At 37.5% G+C, this 14,795-nt stretch carries 14 protein-coding genes; 12 read left to right on the top strand and 2 right to left on the bottom strand.

Annotated features, from left to right (window positions below; genetic code table 11):
* Positions 1 to 241: 241 nt before the first annotated feature.
* The 4 genes from CYP28_RS05970 (at position 242) to CYP28_RS05955 (ending at position 4,040) form a co-directional block, all read left to right on the top strand.
* A complete protein-coding gene (locus tag CYP28_RS05970) occupies positions 242 to 1,036 on the top strand; it encodes an HrcA family transcriptional regulator (RefSeq protein WP_103593489.1) in 795 nt (264 codons plus the stop codon).
* The gene (grpE, locus tag CYP28_RS05965) at positions 1,033 to 1,575 is read left to right on the top strand and encodes a nucleotide exchange factor GrpE (protein ID WP_103593488.1); all 543 of its coding nucleotides are present in this window, start codon (positions 1,033 to 1,035) and stop codon (positions 1,573 to 1,575) included. The genes CYP28_RS05970 and grpE overlap by 4 nt, the downstream gene beginning before the upstream one ends.
* Before the next feature lie 31 nt (positions 1,576 to 1,606).
* Positions 1,607 to 3,481: a molecular chaperone DnaK gene (dnaK, locus tag CYP28_RS05960; protein ID WP_103593487.1), complete on the top strand. Its 1,875-nt coding sequence runs from the start codon at positions 1,607 to 1,609 to the stop codon at positions 3,479 to 3,481.
* Positions 3,482 to 3,608: 127 nt separating this feature from the next.
* Positions 3,609 to 4,040, top strand: a complete 432-nt coding sequence (locus tag CYP28_RS05955) for a trehalose-6-phosphate synthase (protein ID WP_103593486.1) — start codon at positions 3,609 to 3,611, stop codon at positions 4,038 to 4,040.
* Between the two features lie 51 nt (positions 4,041 to 4,091).
* On the opposite strand, the gene ppk2 is transcribed toward CYP28_RS05955, so the two are convergent.
* Positions 4,092 to 4,901 (bottom strand): polyphosphate kinase 2, encoded by an 810-nt coding sequence (gene ppk2 / locus CYP28_RS05950; protein WP_103593485.1) that lies wholly within the window; start codon positions 4,899 to 4,901, stop codon positions 4,092 to 4,094.
* A 104-nt stretch (positions 4,902 to 5,005) separates the two neighbouring features.
* On the opposite strand from ppk2, the gene dsbD reads away from it, so the two are divergent.
* Positions 5,006 to 6,736, top strand: a complete 1,731-nt coding sequence (gene dsbD / locus CYP28_RS05945) for a protein-disulfide reductase DsbD (RefSeq protein ID WP_103593484.1) — start codon at positions 5,006 to 5,008, stop codon at positions 6,734 to 6,736.
* Here the strand turns inward: dsbD and nth are convergent.
* Entirely contained in the window at positions 6,729 to 7,361 is a 633-nt protein-coding gene (gene nth / locus CYP28_RS05940; RefSeq protein ID WP_103593483.1) for an endonuclease III, read from the bottom strand. The genes dsbD and nth overlap by 8 nt on opposite strands.
* A 95-nt stretch (positions 7,362 to 7,456) precedes the next feature.
* Here nth and CYP28_RS05935 point away from each other — a divergent pair, with 95 nt between their 5' ends.
* From CYP28_RS05935 to CYP28_RS05905, 7 genes are all read left to right on the top strand, one after another.
* A complete protein-coding gene (locus CYP28_RS05935; protein WP_103593482.1) occupies positions 7,457 to 8,275 on the top strand; it encodes a peptidylprolyl isomerase in 819 nt (272 codons plus the stop codon).
* A gap of 15 nt (positions 8,276 to 8,290) precedes the next feature.
* Positions 8,291 to 9,355, top strand: coding sequence for a class II fructose-bisphosphate aldolase (fbaA, locus tag CYP28_RS05930; RefSeq protein WP_103593481.1), 1,065 nt, complete (start codon positions 8,291 to 8,293; stop codon positions 9,353 to 9,355).
* Positions 9,356 to 9,359: 4 nt separating this feature from the next.
* Entirely contained in the window at positions 9,360 to 10,673 is a 1,314-nt protein-coding gene (locus CYP28_RS05925) for a MotA/TolQ/ExbB proton channel family protein (protein ID WP_103593480.1), read from the top strand.
* The gene (locus CYP28_RS05920) at positions 10,670 to 11,761 is read left to right on the top strand and encodes an OmpA family protein (RefSeq protein ID WP_103593479.1); all 1,092 of its coding nucleotides are present in this window, start codon (positions 10,670 to 10,672) and stop codon (positions 11,759 to 11,761) included. The genes CYP28_RS05925 and CYP28_RS05920 overlap by 4 nt, the downstream gene beginning before the upstream one ends.
* Positions 11,754 to 12,605 (top strand): pyridoxal-phosphate dependent enzyme, encoded by an 852-nt coding sequence (locus CYP28_RS05915; protein WP_103593478.1) that lies wholly within the window; start codon positions 11,754 to 11,756, stop codon positions 12,603 to 12,605. The genes CYP28_RS05920 and CYP28_RS05915 overlap by 8 nt, the downstream gene beginning before the upstream one ends.
* On the top strand, positions 12,602 to 13,894 hold the full coding sequence (gene hisD, locus CYP28_RS05910) for a histidinol dehydrogenase (protein ID WP_103593477.1): 1,293 nt from the start codon (positions 12,602 to 12,604) through the stop codon (positions 13,892 to 13,894). Before CYP28_RS05915 ends, hisD begins: the two co-directional genes overlap by 4 nt.
* Before the next feature lie 84 nt (positions 13,895 to 13,978).
* Complete coding sequence (locus tag CYP28_RS05905; RefSeq protein ID WP_180997946.1) at positions 13,979 to 14,734, top strand: flagellin; 756 nt, start codon at positions 13,979 to 13,981, stop codon at positions 14,732 to 14,734.
* The last annotated feature ends 61 nt before the right edge of the window (positions 14,735 to 14,795 follow it).

Here is a 14,795-nt window from a genome sequence, read left to right as displayed (position 1 = left end):
ATATATTAATACGTAAAAACGTATAAAAATATTAGAACATAGAGGTAATATAAAAGACTTTTAAGTTTGTTTAATTATTTTTTGTAATTTTATTTTCGGAAAGGCTTATACAATTAATATTAAATAAGCTTAGTTATACAGACTAAAGATACATAAATAAATTATTTTAACTTAAATACTTGACATTGACAAACTAAAGTTGTATAATCCGCTTAGCAATTAAAAAGAAAGAGTGCTAAAAATGAGTAAAACAAATAAACGTGATTTGATACTAAATTCTATCATTGAGGCTTATTTGCAGGATAATATGCCTATTGGTTCAAATGAGCTTGGCTCTCGTATGAGCGCGGCTATTCCGGCTTCTACGATACGCGTTTATTTTAAAAAACTTTCAGATGAAGGTGAGATCACAAAGCTTCACATTAGTGGCGGTCGGATACCAACAATCGCTGCGATGAGAAGATATTGGAGTGAAATTTTTGCTATAAGTGATATAAATTTAGAGATAAATGATGCCGAAGGATTGAAAAAGTTATGTGATGAATTTGAGCTTTATTGTATGATTTTTGGCACGATCGATAAGGAGTTGCTAGAAATTTTAAATTTAAATGATAGGTATCTGGTTTTAAATTTTAGTGGCGATGAGATCGTCATCAAATTTGATGCTAGGATGTATAAATTTTTAAACAACCTTATCGGAGTTAGTTTAGACAAGCTTGAGCTTATCTGCTCTCAAGTTGGCTTAAGCGAACTAAAAAACAAGATAAGAGAGCTTAAAAGGACTAAAATTTACTTCCAAGAAAATGAAATTTTAGCCTTTGATATGTTTAAGGATAGAGGCTTTAAGATGGTTTTTGACCCAAGTTTTAGCTTGCAAATGGATGAGAAACTTACATTTTCTCCTATGTTTGATGAAAATTTTATGGGACTTAAATTTAGTGCAAACTATCTTGGTAACGAAGCACAGATGATCTGTGCTGGCAGTATTTATACTGACTATGTAAAATTTATAAATTTAATAAAGGAGGCTGCGTGAGCGAAGAGGTAAAAGAGCAAAACCTACCTGAGGTTGAGCCTGTGCAAGAACTAGCTAATGATAGCGTAAATTTGGACGCACTTGGCGATATTTCAAAGGTTGAAAAACTTGAAAAAGAGCTCGGGGAGATAACTGATAAATATTATAGAGCAAATGCTGAGTTTGAAAATATCAAAAAGCGTTATGAAAAAGAGAAAGCAGACGTTGCAAGCTATGCAAATGAGAAATTTGCAAGGGACTTGCTACCAGTCATCGATGCGCTTGAGATCGCTGCAAATTTTGACCCAGAGGATGATGAATTTGCTAAAAAGATCAAAGAGGGCATTTTGATAACGATAAATCAGTTCAAGAAATGTTTTGAAAAGCATGGTGTGAGCGAGATTGCAACTGATGCCGAGTTTGATCCAAATGTGCATAATGCCGTTTTAAGGGTCGATAGTGAAGAGAAGCAGAGCGGTCAAATCGTACAAGCTTTACAAAAAGGCTATATGATAAATGGTAGGGTTTTGCGCCCAGCTATGGTCAGTGTGGCAAACTAAATTTAAAAAATAAATCTAATAAAGGAAAAATATGTCAAAAGTTATAGGTATAGACTTAGGTACAACAAACTCTTGTGTGAGCGTTTTTGAGCGCGGCGAGAGCAAAGTTATCCCAAACAAAGAGGGTAAAAACACAACTCCATCTGTTGTTGCTTTTACAGACAAAGGTGAAATTCTAGTAGGTGACGTTGCAAAACGTCAAGCAGTTACAAACCCTGAAAAAACGATATATTCTATCAAACGTATCATGGGTTTGATGAGCAATGAAAAAAATGCTGAAGAGGCAAAGGCTCGCTTGCCATATCACGTTGTAGATAGAAACGGTGCTTGCGCAGTTGAGATCGCTGGCAAGATCTATACTCCACAAGAAATTTCAGCAAAAATTCTTATCAAACTAAAAGAAGACGCTGAAGCATATCTTGGTGAAAAGGTAACAGATGCGGTTATCACTGTGCCAGCTTACTTTAATGATAGTCAAAGAAAGGCTACAAAAGAGGCTGGAACGATCGCAGGACTAAACGTACTTCGTATCATCAACGAGCCAACAGCAGCTGCACTTGCTTATGGTCTTGATAAAAAAGAGGCTGAGAAAATTTTAGTTTATGACCTAGGTGGTGGTACATTTGACGTTACAGTACTAGAAACTGGCGATAATATCGTTGAAGTTTTAGCAACTGGTGGTAACGCATTCTTGGGCGGCGATGACTTTGATAACAAGATAATTGACTGGCTAGTAAGCGAGTTTAAAAACGAAACTGGTATCGATCTAAAAGGTGATATCATGGCGCTTCAACGCTTAAAAGAAGCAGCTGAAAATGCTAAAAAAGAGCTAAGCTCAGCTCAAGAGACTGAGATAAATTTACCATTTATCACAGCTGATGCGACTGGTCCAAAACACCTTGTCAAAAAGCTAACTCGCGCTAAATTTGAAGGTATGATCGACTCACTTGTGGGCGAGACTATCACTAAGATAAATGAAGTCATCAAAGACGCAGGTCTAAGCAAGAGTGATATCAAAGAGGTCGTAATGGTCGGTGGTTCAACTCGTGTGCCACTTGTTCAAGAAGAGGTTAAAAAGGCATTTGGCAAAGAGCTAAATAAGAGCGTAAATCCAGATGAAGTCGTGGCTATCGGTGCTGCGATCCAAGGTGCGGTTATAAAAGGTGACGTTAAAGACGTGCTACTTCTTGACGTTACTCCACTTAGCCTTGGTATCGAGACACTTGGTGGCGTTATGACTAAGATCATCGAAAAAGGTACAACTATACCAACTAAAAAAAGTCAAGTCTTCTCAACTGCTGAAGATAACCAAAGTGCCGTTACTATCATGGTTTTACAAGGTGAGCGTGAGTTTGCAAGGGACAATAAATCACTTGGTAACTTCAACTTAGAGGGCATCCCAGCGGCTCCAAGAGGTGTGCCTCAAATCGAAGTTGAATTTGACATCGACGCAAACGGAATTTTAACCGTTTCAGCGAAAGATAAAGCTACTGGCAAAGCCCAAAACATCACTATCTCAGGATCAAGCGGCTTAAGCGAAGAAGAGATAAATAACATGGTAAAAGATGCTGAGCTTCATAAAGAAGAGGACAAAAAGCGCAAAGACGCAGTTGAAGCTAGAAACCAAGCTGACGCACTAGTTCATCAAACTGAAAAAAGCATGAGCGAGCTTGGCGAGAAAGTTCCAGCTGAGGATAGAAGTAACATCGAAGCTGCGCTAAACGATCTAAAAGAGGTCTTAAAAGATGAAAATTCTTCAAAAGAGCAAATCGATGCTAAAGTAGAAGCTCTAAGCAAAGCTAGCCACAAACTAGCAGAAGCTATGTATAAAAAAGATAAAAACGCTGGAGCAAACGGCGGAAATAATAAAAAAGACGACGACGTTATAGACGCTGAAGTCGAGTAAAACTCCTAGAGCAGGGCGCTTGCCTTGCTCTTTTATAAATTTATCTTCATAAATTCTTAAAATTGATTCAAAATAAGTAATTTAAATAGTTAAAATTTATATAATGCCAAACAAAAAAGGCTAAAAAATGTACTTATTTTTTTTGATTACTCATTTAATCTGTGCCATTGTATTTATAGGATACGTATTTTTCGATGTTTGCATATATCCGTTTGCTAAAAAAATGGTTGATGCTAAAACCCTTGAAATAGTTAAAAAAGCCTATACAAAAGGTAGTGCAAAGGTTTTTGGCACGGCATTTTTATTGCTTTTAATAAGTGGTGCTTATATGGCAAAAGACTATTTTGGAGGCGAGCTTGGCTGGTGGCAAAGCAACTTTCAAAAGCTACTGCTTGTAAAAATTTTTGTTTTACTTATAATGTGCCTTGTAACTTTTATCTCTGTTTTTAATGTCGTTATTTTAAAAAAGCCTGATCCATTTGGTAAATTTTCACATTTAATAGCTCTAGTGCTTTGCCTGATAATGGTCATTTTAGCAAAAGTAATGTGGTGGGCTTAAAAATTTAGCTAACAAATCTAAGCAAATCGCTAGCTAGAAGTTAAAAATTCTTTAATCGATACTCTTTAACTTATCTTTATTTAGCCCTTCTTCTATGCGTTTTATCTCTTCACTTCCGTCTCTTACGACGTTTTTGTCAAATTCCAAGTAGTCATTTATCTTTTTTGGATATTCAACGTGACTTAGGATAAATTTAAAGACATTTAGCCTAGCTTCTTTTTTGTTATCGCTTGAGACGATAACCCATGGCGAAATGCTATTGTGAGAGGCAAGAAGCATAGAATATTTAGCGATAGAGTATTGATCCCAAAGTTCTTGTGCTTTTTGATCAACGGGTGAAATTTTAAACTGCTTTAACGGATCATTTTGTCTCTCTTTGAAGCGTTTTTTCTGCTCATCTTTTGTGATTGAAAGATAAATTTTAAAGAAAATTATGCCGGAGTTTATGATCATCTCTTCAAATTTTGGCACTTCACGTAAAAATTCCTTATGCTCTGCTTGCGTGCAAAAGCCCATCACTGGCTCAACACCAGCTCTATTGTACCAGCTTCTATCAAAGATCACGATCTCTCCAGCACTTGGCAGATGAGTCACATATCTTTGAAAATACCACTGCGTTTTTTCGACATCACTTGGCTTAGCAAGCGCTACTATACGGCAACCTCTTGGATTTAGATGCTCAGTTAGGCGTTTTATCGTTCCTCCTTTGCCGGCCGCGTCGCGCCCTTCCATTAGCATGAGTACTCTAAGGCCTTTTTCTTTTACGTAATTTTGAAATTTTAAAAGTTCAATTTGAAGTAGTCTAAGCTCTTCCTCATAGCCAAGTTTCTCGCCTTTTTGGCGTTTTTTGTCTTTTGACATCTTTGCTCCTTTAAAATTTCACATATTTTCACGATTTTACAATAAAATAGAATAAATTTAGGAATTTAGACTAAAATCATCTTTTTAATTTAGCAAGGATTAGTATGTTTTTAAAATTTGTTTTTTCGTTTATTTTATTTGCAGGCTCGCTTTTTGCCGAGGTTTTAGATGTTAGCAAAGCCTTTGTTTTAACTCCAAGCGTTGATAGTCAAAATGTTGAAGTGAAGTTTAACTTTGGTGAAAATATCTATCTTTATAAAGAGAGTTTTGAGATTAAGCTAGCTGGCAAAAAGATAAATGAGCTATTAAATTTGCCAAGTAGTGAAAATACGGGAGAATATGAAATTTATCCAAAAGATTTTTCGATTTTTATCCCATTAAATTTGGTAAAAGAAAATCTTTCAAATGGCAAAGCAATACTTGACATTAGCTATCAAGGCTGTGCTAAAAACGGCATTTGCTACCGTCCACAAAGCAAAATTTATGAGATAACTAACCAAGCTGGAAAATTTAGTATCGCTACTTTTAAAAAAGAGCAAAAAAACGATACTGATAGCTTTGCTGAAGAATTTTCTAGCGAGCAAGATATTGCAAATGGGCTTGGAGATAAAAATTTCTTTATCTCGCTTCTTACTTTTTTTGGTTATGGTCTCTTGCTTTCACTAACACCTTGCGTCTTTCCGATGATACCGATACTTTCAAGCATAATCGTATCAAAAGGTGCTAATTTAAATGCAAAAAAAGGCTTTTTATTATCATTTATTTATGTTGTCGCGATGAGCCTAGCTTATGCATTAGCTGGAGTGGCAGCTAGCCTACTTGGCTTTGGTATCGCAGGAGCTTTGCAAAATATCTATGTACTTGGCACTTTTGCGGCCATTTTTGTCATTTTAAGCTTTAGCATGTTTGGATTTTATGATATAAAATTGCCAGCAAAATTTGAAAATTTGATAAGTAAAAAATCGCAAAATAGTTCAGGCTATGTTGGAATTTTTATTATGGGTTTTGCTTCAGCTCTCATCGTATCGCCTTGCGTTGCAGCACCATTAGCTGGCGCACTTCTTTATATTGCCCAAAGTGGAAATATCTTTTATGGTGGCATTATGCTTTTTGTCATGGGGCTTGGCATGGGCGTGCCACTAATTATTATCGGGCTAAGCTCTGGAAAACTCTTGCCAAAACCTGGTAGTTGGATGGGTGAAGTGAAAAAAATCTTTGGTTTTTTAATGCTCATAATGGCGATTTGGATCCTTTCGCGTGTGCTTGGAGAATTTTTTGAGCTATTAGGATATGGCATTATAGGCGTTTTTATGGCGGTTTATTTTGGGGCATTTGAAGTAGCAGAGCAAAGCTGGGCTAAGTTTAAAAAAGCGTTTTTTATCCTAGTTTTTATATATTCAGTTATGTTAATAGTTGGTTCATTTTTAGGCTCAAAGGAGGCTTTTTCTCCGCTTTCTGGACTAAATTTAGCAAAAAGTGATAGTGCGTTAAAATTTAATTCCGTTAAAAATTTAGATGAACTAAATGAGATAATAAAAAACTCAAACAAGCCCGTTTTAGTAGATTTTTATGCTGATTGGTGTGTAAGCTGCAAAGAGATAGAAAAGATCACTTTTAAAGATGGTGATGTTATGGATGCTTTGGCAAATTTTGCACTTATTCGTATCGATGTAACAAATGGCGGATCACAAAATGATGAGATGCTAAGAAATTTTGGGCTTATTGATCCGCCAGCACTCTTGTTATTTAGTGGTGGCGATGAGCTAAAATTTCTTAGAACTATCGGTTTTATAGATGCTAAAAATTTTCTAGCAAAGCTTGAGAAGATTAAATAATCTTGTCCTTACTGTTACAAAGATCATTTAAAATACACTCATGGCAAAGCGGTTTTTTGGCTTTACAGGTGTAGCGCCCAAAAAGCACCATGGCTTGATGAAGCTTACCAAGATCTGTTTTAAAGGCATGGCTAAGATCAGCTTCAGTGGCTTCTGGCGTCTTTGCATGGCTAAGATCAAGTCTGTGCGCCACTCTAAAAACATGCGTATCAACAGCCATAACATTTGCATTTGTAGCTTCTAAAAGTACGACATGAGCGGTCTTTTGTCCAACTCCAGCAAGCGCTTTTAGCTTCTCTTCATCAAGCGGAATTTCTCCATTATAAAGCTCAACCACGCTGTTTGCCATTTTGATTAAATTTACAGCCTTGTTATTAAAAAAGCTGCACGAGTTTATCATTAGTTTTAGGCTTGCTAAATTTGCGCTAGCTAGCTCATAGACATCTTTATACGCTTCAAATAAAGCCGGAGTTATTAAATTTACTCTTTTATCAGTGCACTGGGCTGAGAGCATGACACAGACAAGTAGCTCATATAAATTTCTAAATTTAAGCTCACTTTTGGCGTCTTTAAACTCTTCTAGAAGTCTTGTTTTTATCTCTAAAATATCTTTTTTTGTTCTCATTTTCGTATTTTACCTTATTTTCTTAAGTTAAATGAAAAGTTATCGCTTTATTTGATATAATCTTGCCCATAAAATCAATTTTTTAAAGGATTTATATGAAAAAATTTTTGTTTCCAGCAGTTTTAAGTTTAGCGGCAGCTGTTACTCTAAATGCAGCAGTAGTTGCAACAGTTGATGGTGATGCTATAAGCGATAGCGATATTTCAAGCCTTTTATCAGCAGCCATGCCAGGATTTGACGCTAGCAAGCTTCAACCAAATGAGAAAAAACGTATAATAGACGATCTAATAAATAGAAAACTTCTTTTAAAAGATGCTAAGTCAAGCGGTATCGAAAAAGATGTAGAGTACATCAAAGCTGTAAAAGCAGCGCAAGAAGGCATTGCAGTTGAGCTTTATATGAGAAAGCTTTTTGACGGCATAAAAGTAAGTGATAACGAACTAAAAGATTTTTACAATAAAAACAAAGCAAGTATGAACCAACCAGCTCAAGCAAAAGCAAGGCATATCCTAGTTGAAGATGAAAAAACAGCAAACGACATCATCGCTCAACTTAAAAATTTAAAAGGTGAGGCACTAACTAAGAAATTTGCAGAGCTAGCAAGCCAAAAATCAATCGACAAAGGCTCAGCAGCACACGGTGGAGAGCTTGGCTGGTTTGGTCAAAGCCAAATGGTAAAACCTTTTGCAGATGCAGCATTTTCAATGGCTAATGGCACAGTTTCAACTAAACCAGTTAAAACTCAGTTTGGCTACCATGTTATCTTAAAAGAAGATGGCAAAGCTGCTGGCACTGTAAGCTTTGAGCAAGCAAAACCAGAGATTGAGCAAGCTGTAAAAATGGAGAAATTCCAAGCTGCTGTTAGACAAAAAAGTGAAGCTCTACGCCAAAAAGCAAAGATAGAATACAAATAAAATTTGGAGGATAAAATGGGCGTTTTAGATATCGTAAAACCTGGTGTTTTAAGCGGAGATGATGTAACAAAACTTTATGCTTATGCCAAAGAGCAAGGTTTTGCAATACCTGCTGTAAATGTCGTGGGTAGCGACTCAGTAAATGCTGTTTTAGAAGCAGCAAAGGTTGCTAACTCGCCTGTTATCGTTCAGTTTAGTAATGGCGGTGCAAGTTTTTACGCTGGTAAAGCCTGCGAAAACGCAGCCGTTCTTGGTGCGATCGCTGGAGCAAAGCATGTTCATCTGCTTGCCCAGGCTTATGGTGTGCCAGTCATTTTACACACTGACCACGCTGCTAGAAAGCTTTTGCCTTGGATAGATGAGCTAGTAAAAGCAAGCCATGAGTATAAAAAAACTCACGGCGTGCCACTTTTTAGCTCTCACATGCTTGATCTTAGCGAAGAGAATATCAACGAAAATTTAAGCACGTGCGAGAAGTATCTAAAAGAGCTTAGCGAGCTTGGTATCAGCCTAGAGATCGAGCTTGGCGTCACTGGTGGCGAAGAAGATGGTGTGGATAACACAAGTGTTGATAATGCGCTTCTTTACACTCAGCCAGAAGACGTTGCGCTTGCTTATGAAAGACTAAGTAAGATAAGTGATAAATTTAGCATCGCAGCTAGTTTTGGCAACGTTCACGGCGTCTATAAACCGGGTAATGTCGTGCTAAGACCAGAAATTCTTAAAAACTCACAAGCCTATGTTGCTAAGAAATTCAACACAAAAAGCGATAAGCCTGTAAATTTTGTATTTCACGGCGGTAGTGGCAGCGAGCTAAAAGATATCAAAAATGCTGTAAGCTACGGCGTTATCAAGATGAACATTGACACCGATACTCAGTGGGCTTTCTGGGACGGCGTACGCGAGTATGAGGCTAAAAATAGAGCATACTTGCAAGGTCAGATCGGCAACCCAGAGGGCGATGACAAGCCAAATAAAAAACACTACGATCCAAGGAAATGGCTAAGAAGTGGCGAGGAGAGCATGGTTAAGCGTCTTCAGACTGCTTTTAGCGACTTAAACTGCCTAAATAGGAACTAATCCTATGCAAAATCAAAATGATTTTAGTGAGCTAAGCGTGCCAAAAGAGCGCCAAGCTCACTCTTTCTTTGTCTTTTTTAAAGTTATCTTTATCCCTTTAGCTATCTACATCTTGGCGATACTGGCGTATCTTGGCGTTATAAATTTTCAGATGAAGCTTCACACCATCGTGATGATGGGCGTTATACTCTTTGTCGCTTTTATCTTTTCACGTCACAGCGCCTTGGTAGCTTACTCAAATTTCTTAGCAAATGCCAAAGAGTACAAGATAAGGCTAAAAGAATTTATCATCTCGCATCTCTTTGAAATTTCAAGCGTCAAAAAGGCAAACGCTAAATTTGAAGATTTTTTCGAGAACTACACAAGAAATTTTAGAAATGACAACCTAGCAAATATCGGCCAAGCAGTCTTTCCTATGCTTGGAATTTTGGGTACATTTATCAGTATCACTATCTCCATGCCAGAGTTTAGCTCAAATACTACAGATGGTCTTGAAAAAGAGATCGCTATACTACTAAACGGCGTGGCTACGGCGTTTTATGTATCGATCTATGGTATTTTTTTAGCACTTTGGTGGATGTTTTTTGAAAAGATAGGTGTTAGTAAATTTGAGAAATTTTACAGCGAGCAAAAAGAGCTTAGCCGTGAGTTTTTCTGGCAGGAAAATGAACTAAATGCAAATTTTATGAAAGCATCTGTAGGCTACTTTAGAGATAGCCATGACGCTTTTAAAATGGTGCTTGACGATAAATTTTTAAGAAATTTAAACGATCAGGTAAATGAAAAATTTGACAGACTAAAAGAGCTTTGCGAGGTTGAGAAAAATATCATAAATCAAAGCAAGGTAGAGCTTAGCGCAAATTTAAAGATGCTAAATGAAGCTAGCCTAAAACAAGATGAATTTGTAAAAATCCACTCTGATATGCTAAAGGCAGTAAGCGCATTTTCTAATGCTTTTAAAGATATGGAGGTTAAAATTTTAACTGAGCATGCAAAGCTTGGCGAAATTTTTAGTAGAAATTTAAATGCTACAAAAGAGAGCCAGCTTAAATTTGAGCAGACCATAAAGAGCTTTGACAAGGTTTTAAGGGAGTTTTCTTACTCGCTCATGAAAGAGCAAAACGACGCATTAAAGGCATTTAGGGCTTCGCTCGTAGAGAGTGCGACGATATTTAAGGCCGCATATGAGCAAGAGGGCAGGAGCTTGGAGCGTGAAAAAGAGCGCGAGAGCCTCATCGCTGAGCTTAAGAAAAACATAGACGAAATCGATAAAGAAGCAAATTCTGTAATAGAAAAAATCGAAAATCTAGTGCAATGAAAATAAACAAAAATAACGAGGATCAATCGAGCTTTTGGGTTTCGTACGCGGACTTGATGGCGGGTCTGCTCTTTGTTTTTATGCTGCTAATCGGCACTGTCGTCGTAAAATACGTCCTAACTCAAAACACTCTTGAAAATAAAGAGCAAGCCATCATCGCAGCTTTAGCAAATTTAAAAGACGCCCAGGGTAAAAATTTCACCCTTGAAGAGCTAAATGAAGCCCTAAAAAGAGAGCTTTCAAAGATAAGCGACGAAAACATAAATTTAAAAAAATCAAATGAAATTTTTGTCATTCAAATAGACGCCCTAAAAGAAAAACTGGCCCAGCTTATAGAGCAAAACAAGGACGCAAATGCGAGCATAAAAGAGCTAAATGCCAGCATTTTTGATCTAAATCAAAAGATGATCGTGCTAAATGATGAAATTTCATCAAAAGATAGAGCGCTTAGCGACGCAAACGAAAGCAGTGAGAAAAATTTAGCCAAGATCGCATTTTTGCTCGAGCAAGTAAGCCAAAGAGAGGCTAGATATGACGAGCTTTTAAGGGATCTAAACGTCACTCGTGACAGGGTAAAAAATTTAACCGGTATCAGAGTAAAAGTGATCTCAGCCCTAAAGGATAGGCTGGGATCTAGCATCGAGATCGATCCAAACTCAGGCGCGCTAAAGCTTAGCTCCTCAGTACTTTTTGATAAAGGTAGTGCAGTCTTAAAAGAAGAGGTCAAAGAGGAGTTAAAGGCCACGCTTAGTAAATATTTCGACGTACTTTTAAATGATAAGGATATTGCGTCAAATATTGATCAAATCATAATCGAAGGCTTTACAGATAGCGATGGAAGCTATATTTATAACTTAGAGCTTTCGCAAAAAAGAGCATACGCGGTGATGGAGTTTATAAACTCATTTGATGGCGATACTCGCCTTAGAAAGCTGCTTGTTGCAAGCGGACGAAGCTATAATGAGCTAGTTTTTAAAGACGGAGCCGAGGACAAGGATGCTTCAAGACGCATAGAGATCAAATTTTCACTCTCAAATAAAGAGGCTATCAACGAGATAGAGAAATTTTTGGAGTTTAAGGGTGATTGATAAAATTTGCTTAAGAGGGCGAGAATTTTGGCTTTTAAGAGATGATCTACTAGGTGAGTTTAACGGCAACAAAGCAAGAAAGCTAGAGTATTTTCTAAACGCTGATCTAAGTGGCGTCAAAGCCATCGTATCTCACGGTTCAAGCCAGTCAAATGCGATGTATAGTCTAAGCCTTTTTGCTAAGCTAAAGGGGCTTAAATTTTACTACGTCGTCTCTCATCTAAGCTCAAATTTAGAGCAAAATCCGGTTGGAAATTTCAAATTTGCACTTGAAAATGGTATGGAAATTTTTATAAAAGATGAGCGTGAGAAATTTGCTAAAGATCTAGCTAGAAGCCAAAATGCACTTTTTATAAACGAGGGCGTGGCACAAAGTGAGGCTGAGCTTGGCTTTATCACGCAGGCAAATGAGATAAATGAGTGGAGCAAAAAAAGCGGCATAAGGCCTGATATTTTTTTGCCATCTGGCACAGGTACAAGTGCATGTTATCTGGCAAAGCATACCGATCTTAGGGTTTTTACAACTCCTTGCGTGGGGGACAGCGACTATCTAAAAAAGCAAATTTATGAGCTGGATAAAGATAGCAAAGTTCAAATTTTAAATCCACCAAAGAAGTATCATTTTGGGAATTTATACCCAGAGCTTTACGAAATTTGGCTAGAGGTTTGCAAAAGCGGCGTGGAATTTGACCTAGTGTATGACCCTGTTGGCTTTATCACGCTTTTTGCAAATTTAAATAAGTTTGGGGATCAAATTTTATACATCCATCAGGGTGGAATTTTAGGTAACATTACACAAAGACAAAGATATGATAGAAAAATAAAATTAAAGGAGCATAAATGAAATTTTTTCATAGTAGTGACGCTGATTTTGAGAGTAAATTTTTACAGCTGGTTAAACGAAGTGATAATGACATGAGTGCTGTAATGCCGGTGGTTGCTGGAATAATAGATGAGATAAGAAAAGATGGCGATAGTGCACTTTTTGCGCAGATAGCTAAATTTGATAAATTTAACGTTACAAGTAAAAGCGACATAATAATCGACGTTAAAGAGATGGAGGCTGCCTATAATTCGCTAGATAATGCTTTGAGAGTAGCTTTAAATTTAGCTCACGATAGGATAAAAAGCTATCATGAGCGAACAAAGCCAAATGACTGGACATATAAAGATGAGCATGATATCTTGCTTGGTGCAAAATACACAGCGGTTGACCGCGCTGGCCTTTATATCCCGGGTGGTAAGGCGGCTTATCCTAGCTCGCTTCTTATGAATGCGATCCCAGCGATCGTAGCTGGCGTAAAAGAGATCGTAGTGTGCACTCCAGCGCCAAATGGCAAGGTAAATACCTTGCTTCTTGCTGCAATGCACCTTTGTGGTATAAAGACAGCCTTTAAAATAGGCGGCGCAAGCGCGATCGCAGCGATGGCATACGGAACCGAAACGGTGCCAAAGGTCGATGTCATCACAGGACCTGGCAATATCTACGTAGCGACTGCTAAAAAGCTAGTTTATGGCGACGTAAATATTGACATGATCGCTGGTCCAAGCGAGATAGGTGTGATCGCTGATGATAGCGCTGATCCTCGTCATATAGCGATCGATCTACTCTCACAAGCCGAGCACGACGAGATAGCAAGTGCCTTCTTGATAACACCAGTAGAGGCTTTTGCAAGAGCGGTGCAAAGACACATCGAAGATGAGCTAAAGACACTAAAACGTGAAGCGATCGCAGGTGCAAGTATAAGAAACAAAGCCGCAATAATAGTAGCAAAAGATCTAAAAGAGTGTTTTGCTCTCATGAATGAGCTCGCTGTCGAGCATCTAGAGATCGCTACAAACGATGCTTTGAGCTATATCGATGATGTGACTCATGCTGGCGCTATATTTTTTGGACACTTTACGCCTGAAGCGATGGGAGATTATATCGCTGGACCAAATCACACATTGCCAACTGGCGGAAGTGCGAGATTTTACTCACCTCTTGGAGTTGAAAATTTTATGAAGCGAAGCTCTATCATATCAGTGAGTAGAAAAGGTATCATGCATCTTGGCAAATCATGTATGCAGCTAGCCGAAGCCGAGGGGCTAACTGCTCATAAAAAATCAGTTGCAGTGAGGCTAGAAGAGTAAAGAAAAATGGATTTTATAGAGATTTTGCAACTTTTTATAGAATTTATAGTAGAATCCACAGCGAATTATTAAAAAGGAGTTGTTATGAAGTTAGGAACTTATACTGCAAACCAGGCTTCAGGAAACTATTATTTAGATCAAGCAAAAAATAGCGAGAAGAAAGCGCTAAATGCTATCTCTGCAAACAGCGAGATCAAAGCATCAAGTGCAAATTTGCAAATCGCAGAGAGTTTGCTTTCGCAAACAAATGTCTTGAACGAAGGTTTGGCAAATGCAAACGACATGATCGGTATGCTTCAAATCGCTGATTCAACGCTTTTAAATTTAAGTAAAAGTACAGATAGAATAGGCGAGCTTTCAAGTAAGCTTACAAATCCTACTCTCTCAGCAAATGAACAAAAAGGCATAAAGGGCGAAATCAACGCACTAAGAAATGCTATGAATGATAGCGTAAAAGAGGCTAAATTTAACGGCAAAAACATATTTGATGCTGAGCTTGGATTTTTTACAGGCGAGAGTACAAAAAATATAAATTTGGGCACAAATGCTCTTTTAAATGTAAAAGATGACGGCTCAAATACAGGTGAAATTTTAAAAAATATAAATTCACTTCGCTCAGAGATCGGATCAACACAAAATGCTGTATTTAGAGGTATAAATGCTCTAGCTGCAAGAAGTGTGGCAAATGCTAATAGTGTAGAAAATCTTGATAGCAGCGATATCGCAAAGAGCTTGGAAGAAAATTTACAAGCAAATTTAAAGCTACATGCTGCGAGCTTAGCCAAAGCTCATGATACTACGAGTTTGGCTGCAAAACTAGATAAACTTCTAGCCGAATAAATTTTTACCGGTCTTGTGCCGGTAAATTCTTTTTATCTAACTTTATTCTTTAAAAAATATT

The organism is Campylobacter concisus, from assembly GCF_002914195.1.
Taxonomy (GTDB): Bacteria; Campylobacterota; Campylobacteria; order Campylobacterales; family Campylobacteraceae; genus Campylobacter_A; species Campylobacter_A concisus_M.
Note: the sequence above shows the minus strand (reverse complement) of the source record. Positions and strands in the feature narration are given on the sequence as shown.

Coding starts and splice junctions, on each gene's coding strand:
- CYP28_RS05970 (WP_103593489.1), top strand. CDS start 242: ATGAGTAAAACAAATAAACGTGATTTGATACTAAATTCTATCATTGAG.
- dnaK (WP_103593487.1), top strand. CDS start 1,607: ATGTCAAAAGTTATAGGTATAGACTTAGGTACAACAAACTCTTGTGTG.
- CYP28_RS05955 (WP_103593486.1), top strand. CDS start 3,609: ATGTACTTATTTTTTTTGATTACTCATTTAATCTGTGCCATTGTATTT.
- ppk2 (WP_103593485.1), bottom strand. CDS start 4,901: ATGTCAAAAGACAAAAAACGCCAAAAAGGCGAGAAACTTGGCTATGAG.
- dsbD (WP_103593484.1), top strand. CDS start 5,006: ATGTTTTTAAAATTTGTTTTTTCGTTTATTTTATTTGCAGGCTCGCTT.
- nth (WP_103593483.1), bottom strand. CDS start 7,361: ATGAGAACAAAAAAAGATATTTTAGAGATAAAAACAAGACTTCTAGAA.
- CYP28_RS05935 (WP_103593482.1), top strand. CDS start 7,457: ATGAAAAAATTTTTGTTTCCAGCAGTTTTAAGTTTAGCGGCAGCTGTT.
- fbaA (WP_103593481.1), top strand. CDS start 8,291: ATGGGCGTTTTAGATATCGTAAAACCTGGTGTTTTAAGCGGAGATGAT.
- CYP28_RS05925 (WP_103593480.1), top strand. CDS start 9,360: ATGCAAAATCAAAATGATTTTAGTGAGCTAAGCGTGCCAAAAGAGCGC.
- CYP28_RS05920 (WP_103593479.1), top strand. CDS start 10,670: ATGAAAATAAACAAAAATAACGAGGATCAATCGAGCTTTTGGGTTTCG.
- hisD (WP_103593477.1), top strand. CDS start 12,602: ATGAAATTTTTTCATAGTAGTGACGCTGATTTTGAGAGTAAATTTTTA.
- CYP28_RS05905 (WP_180997946.1), top strand. CDS start 13,979: ATGAAGTTAGGAACTTATACTGCAAACCAGGCTTCAGGAAACTATTAT.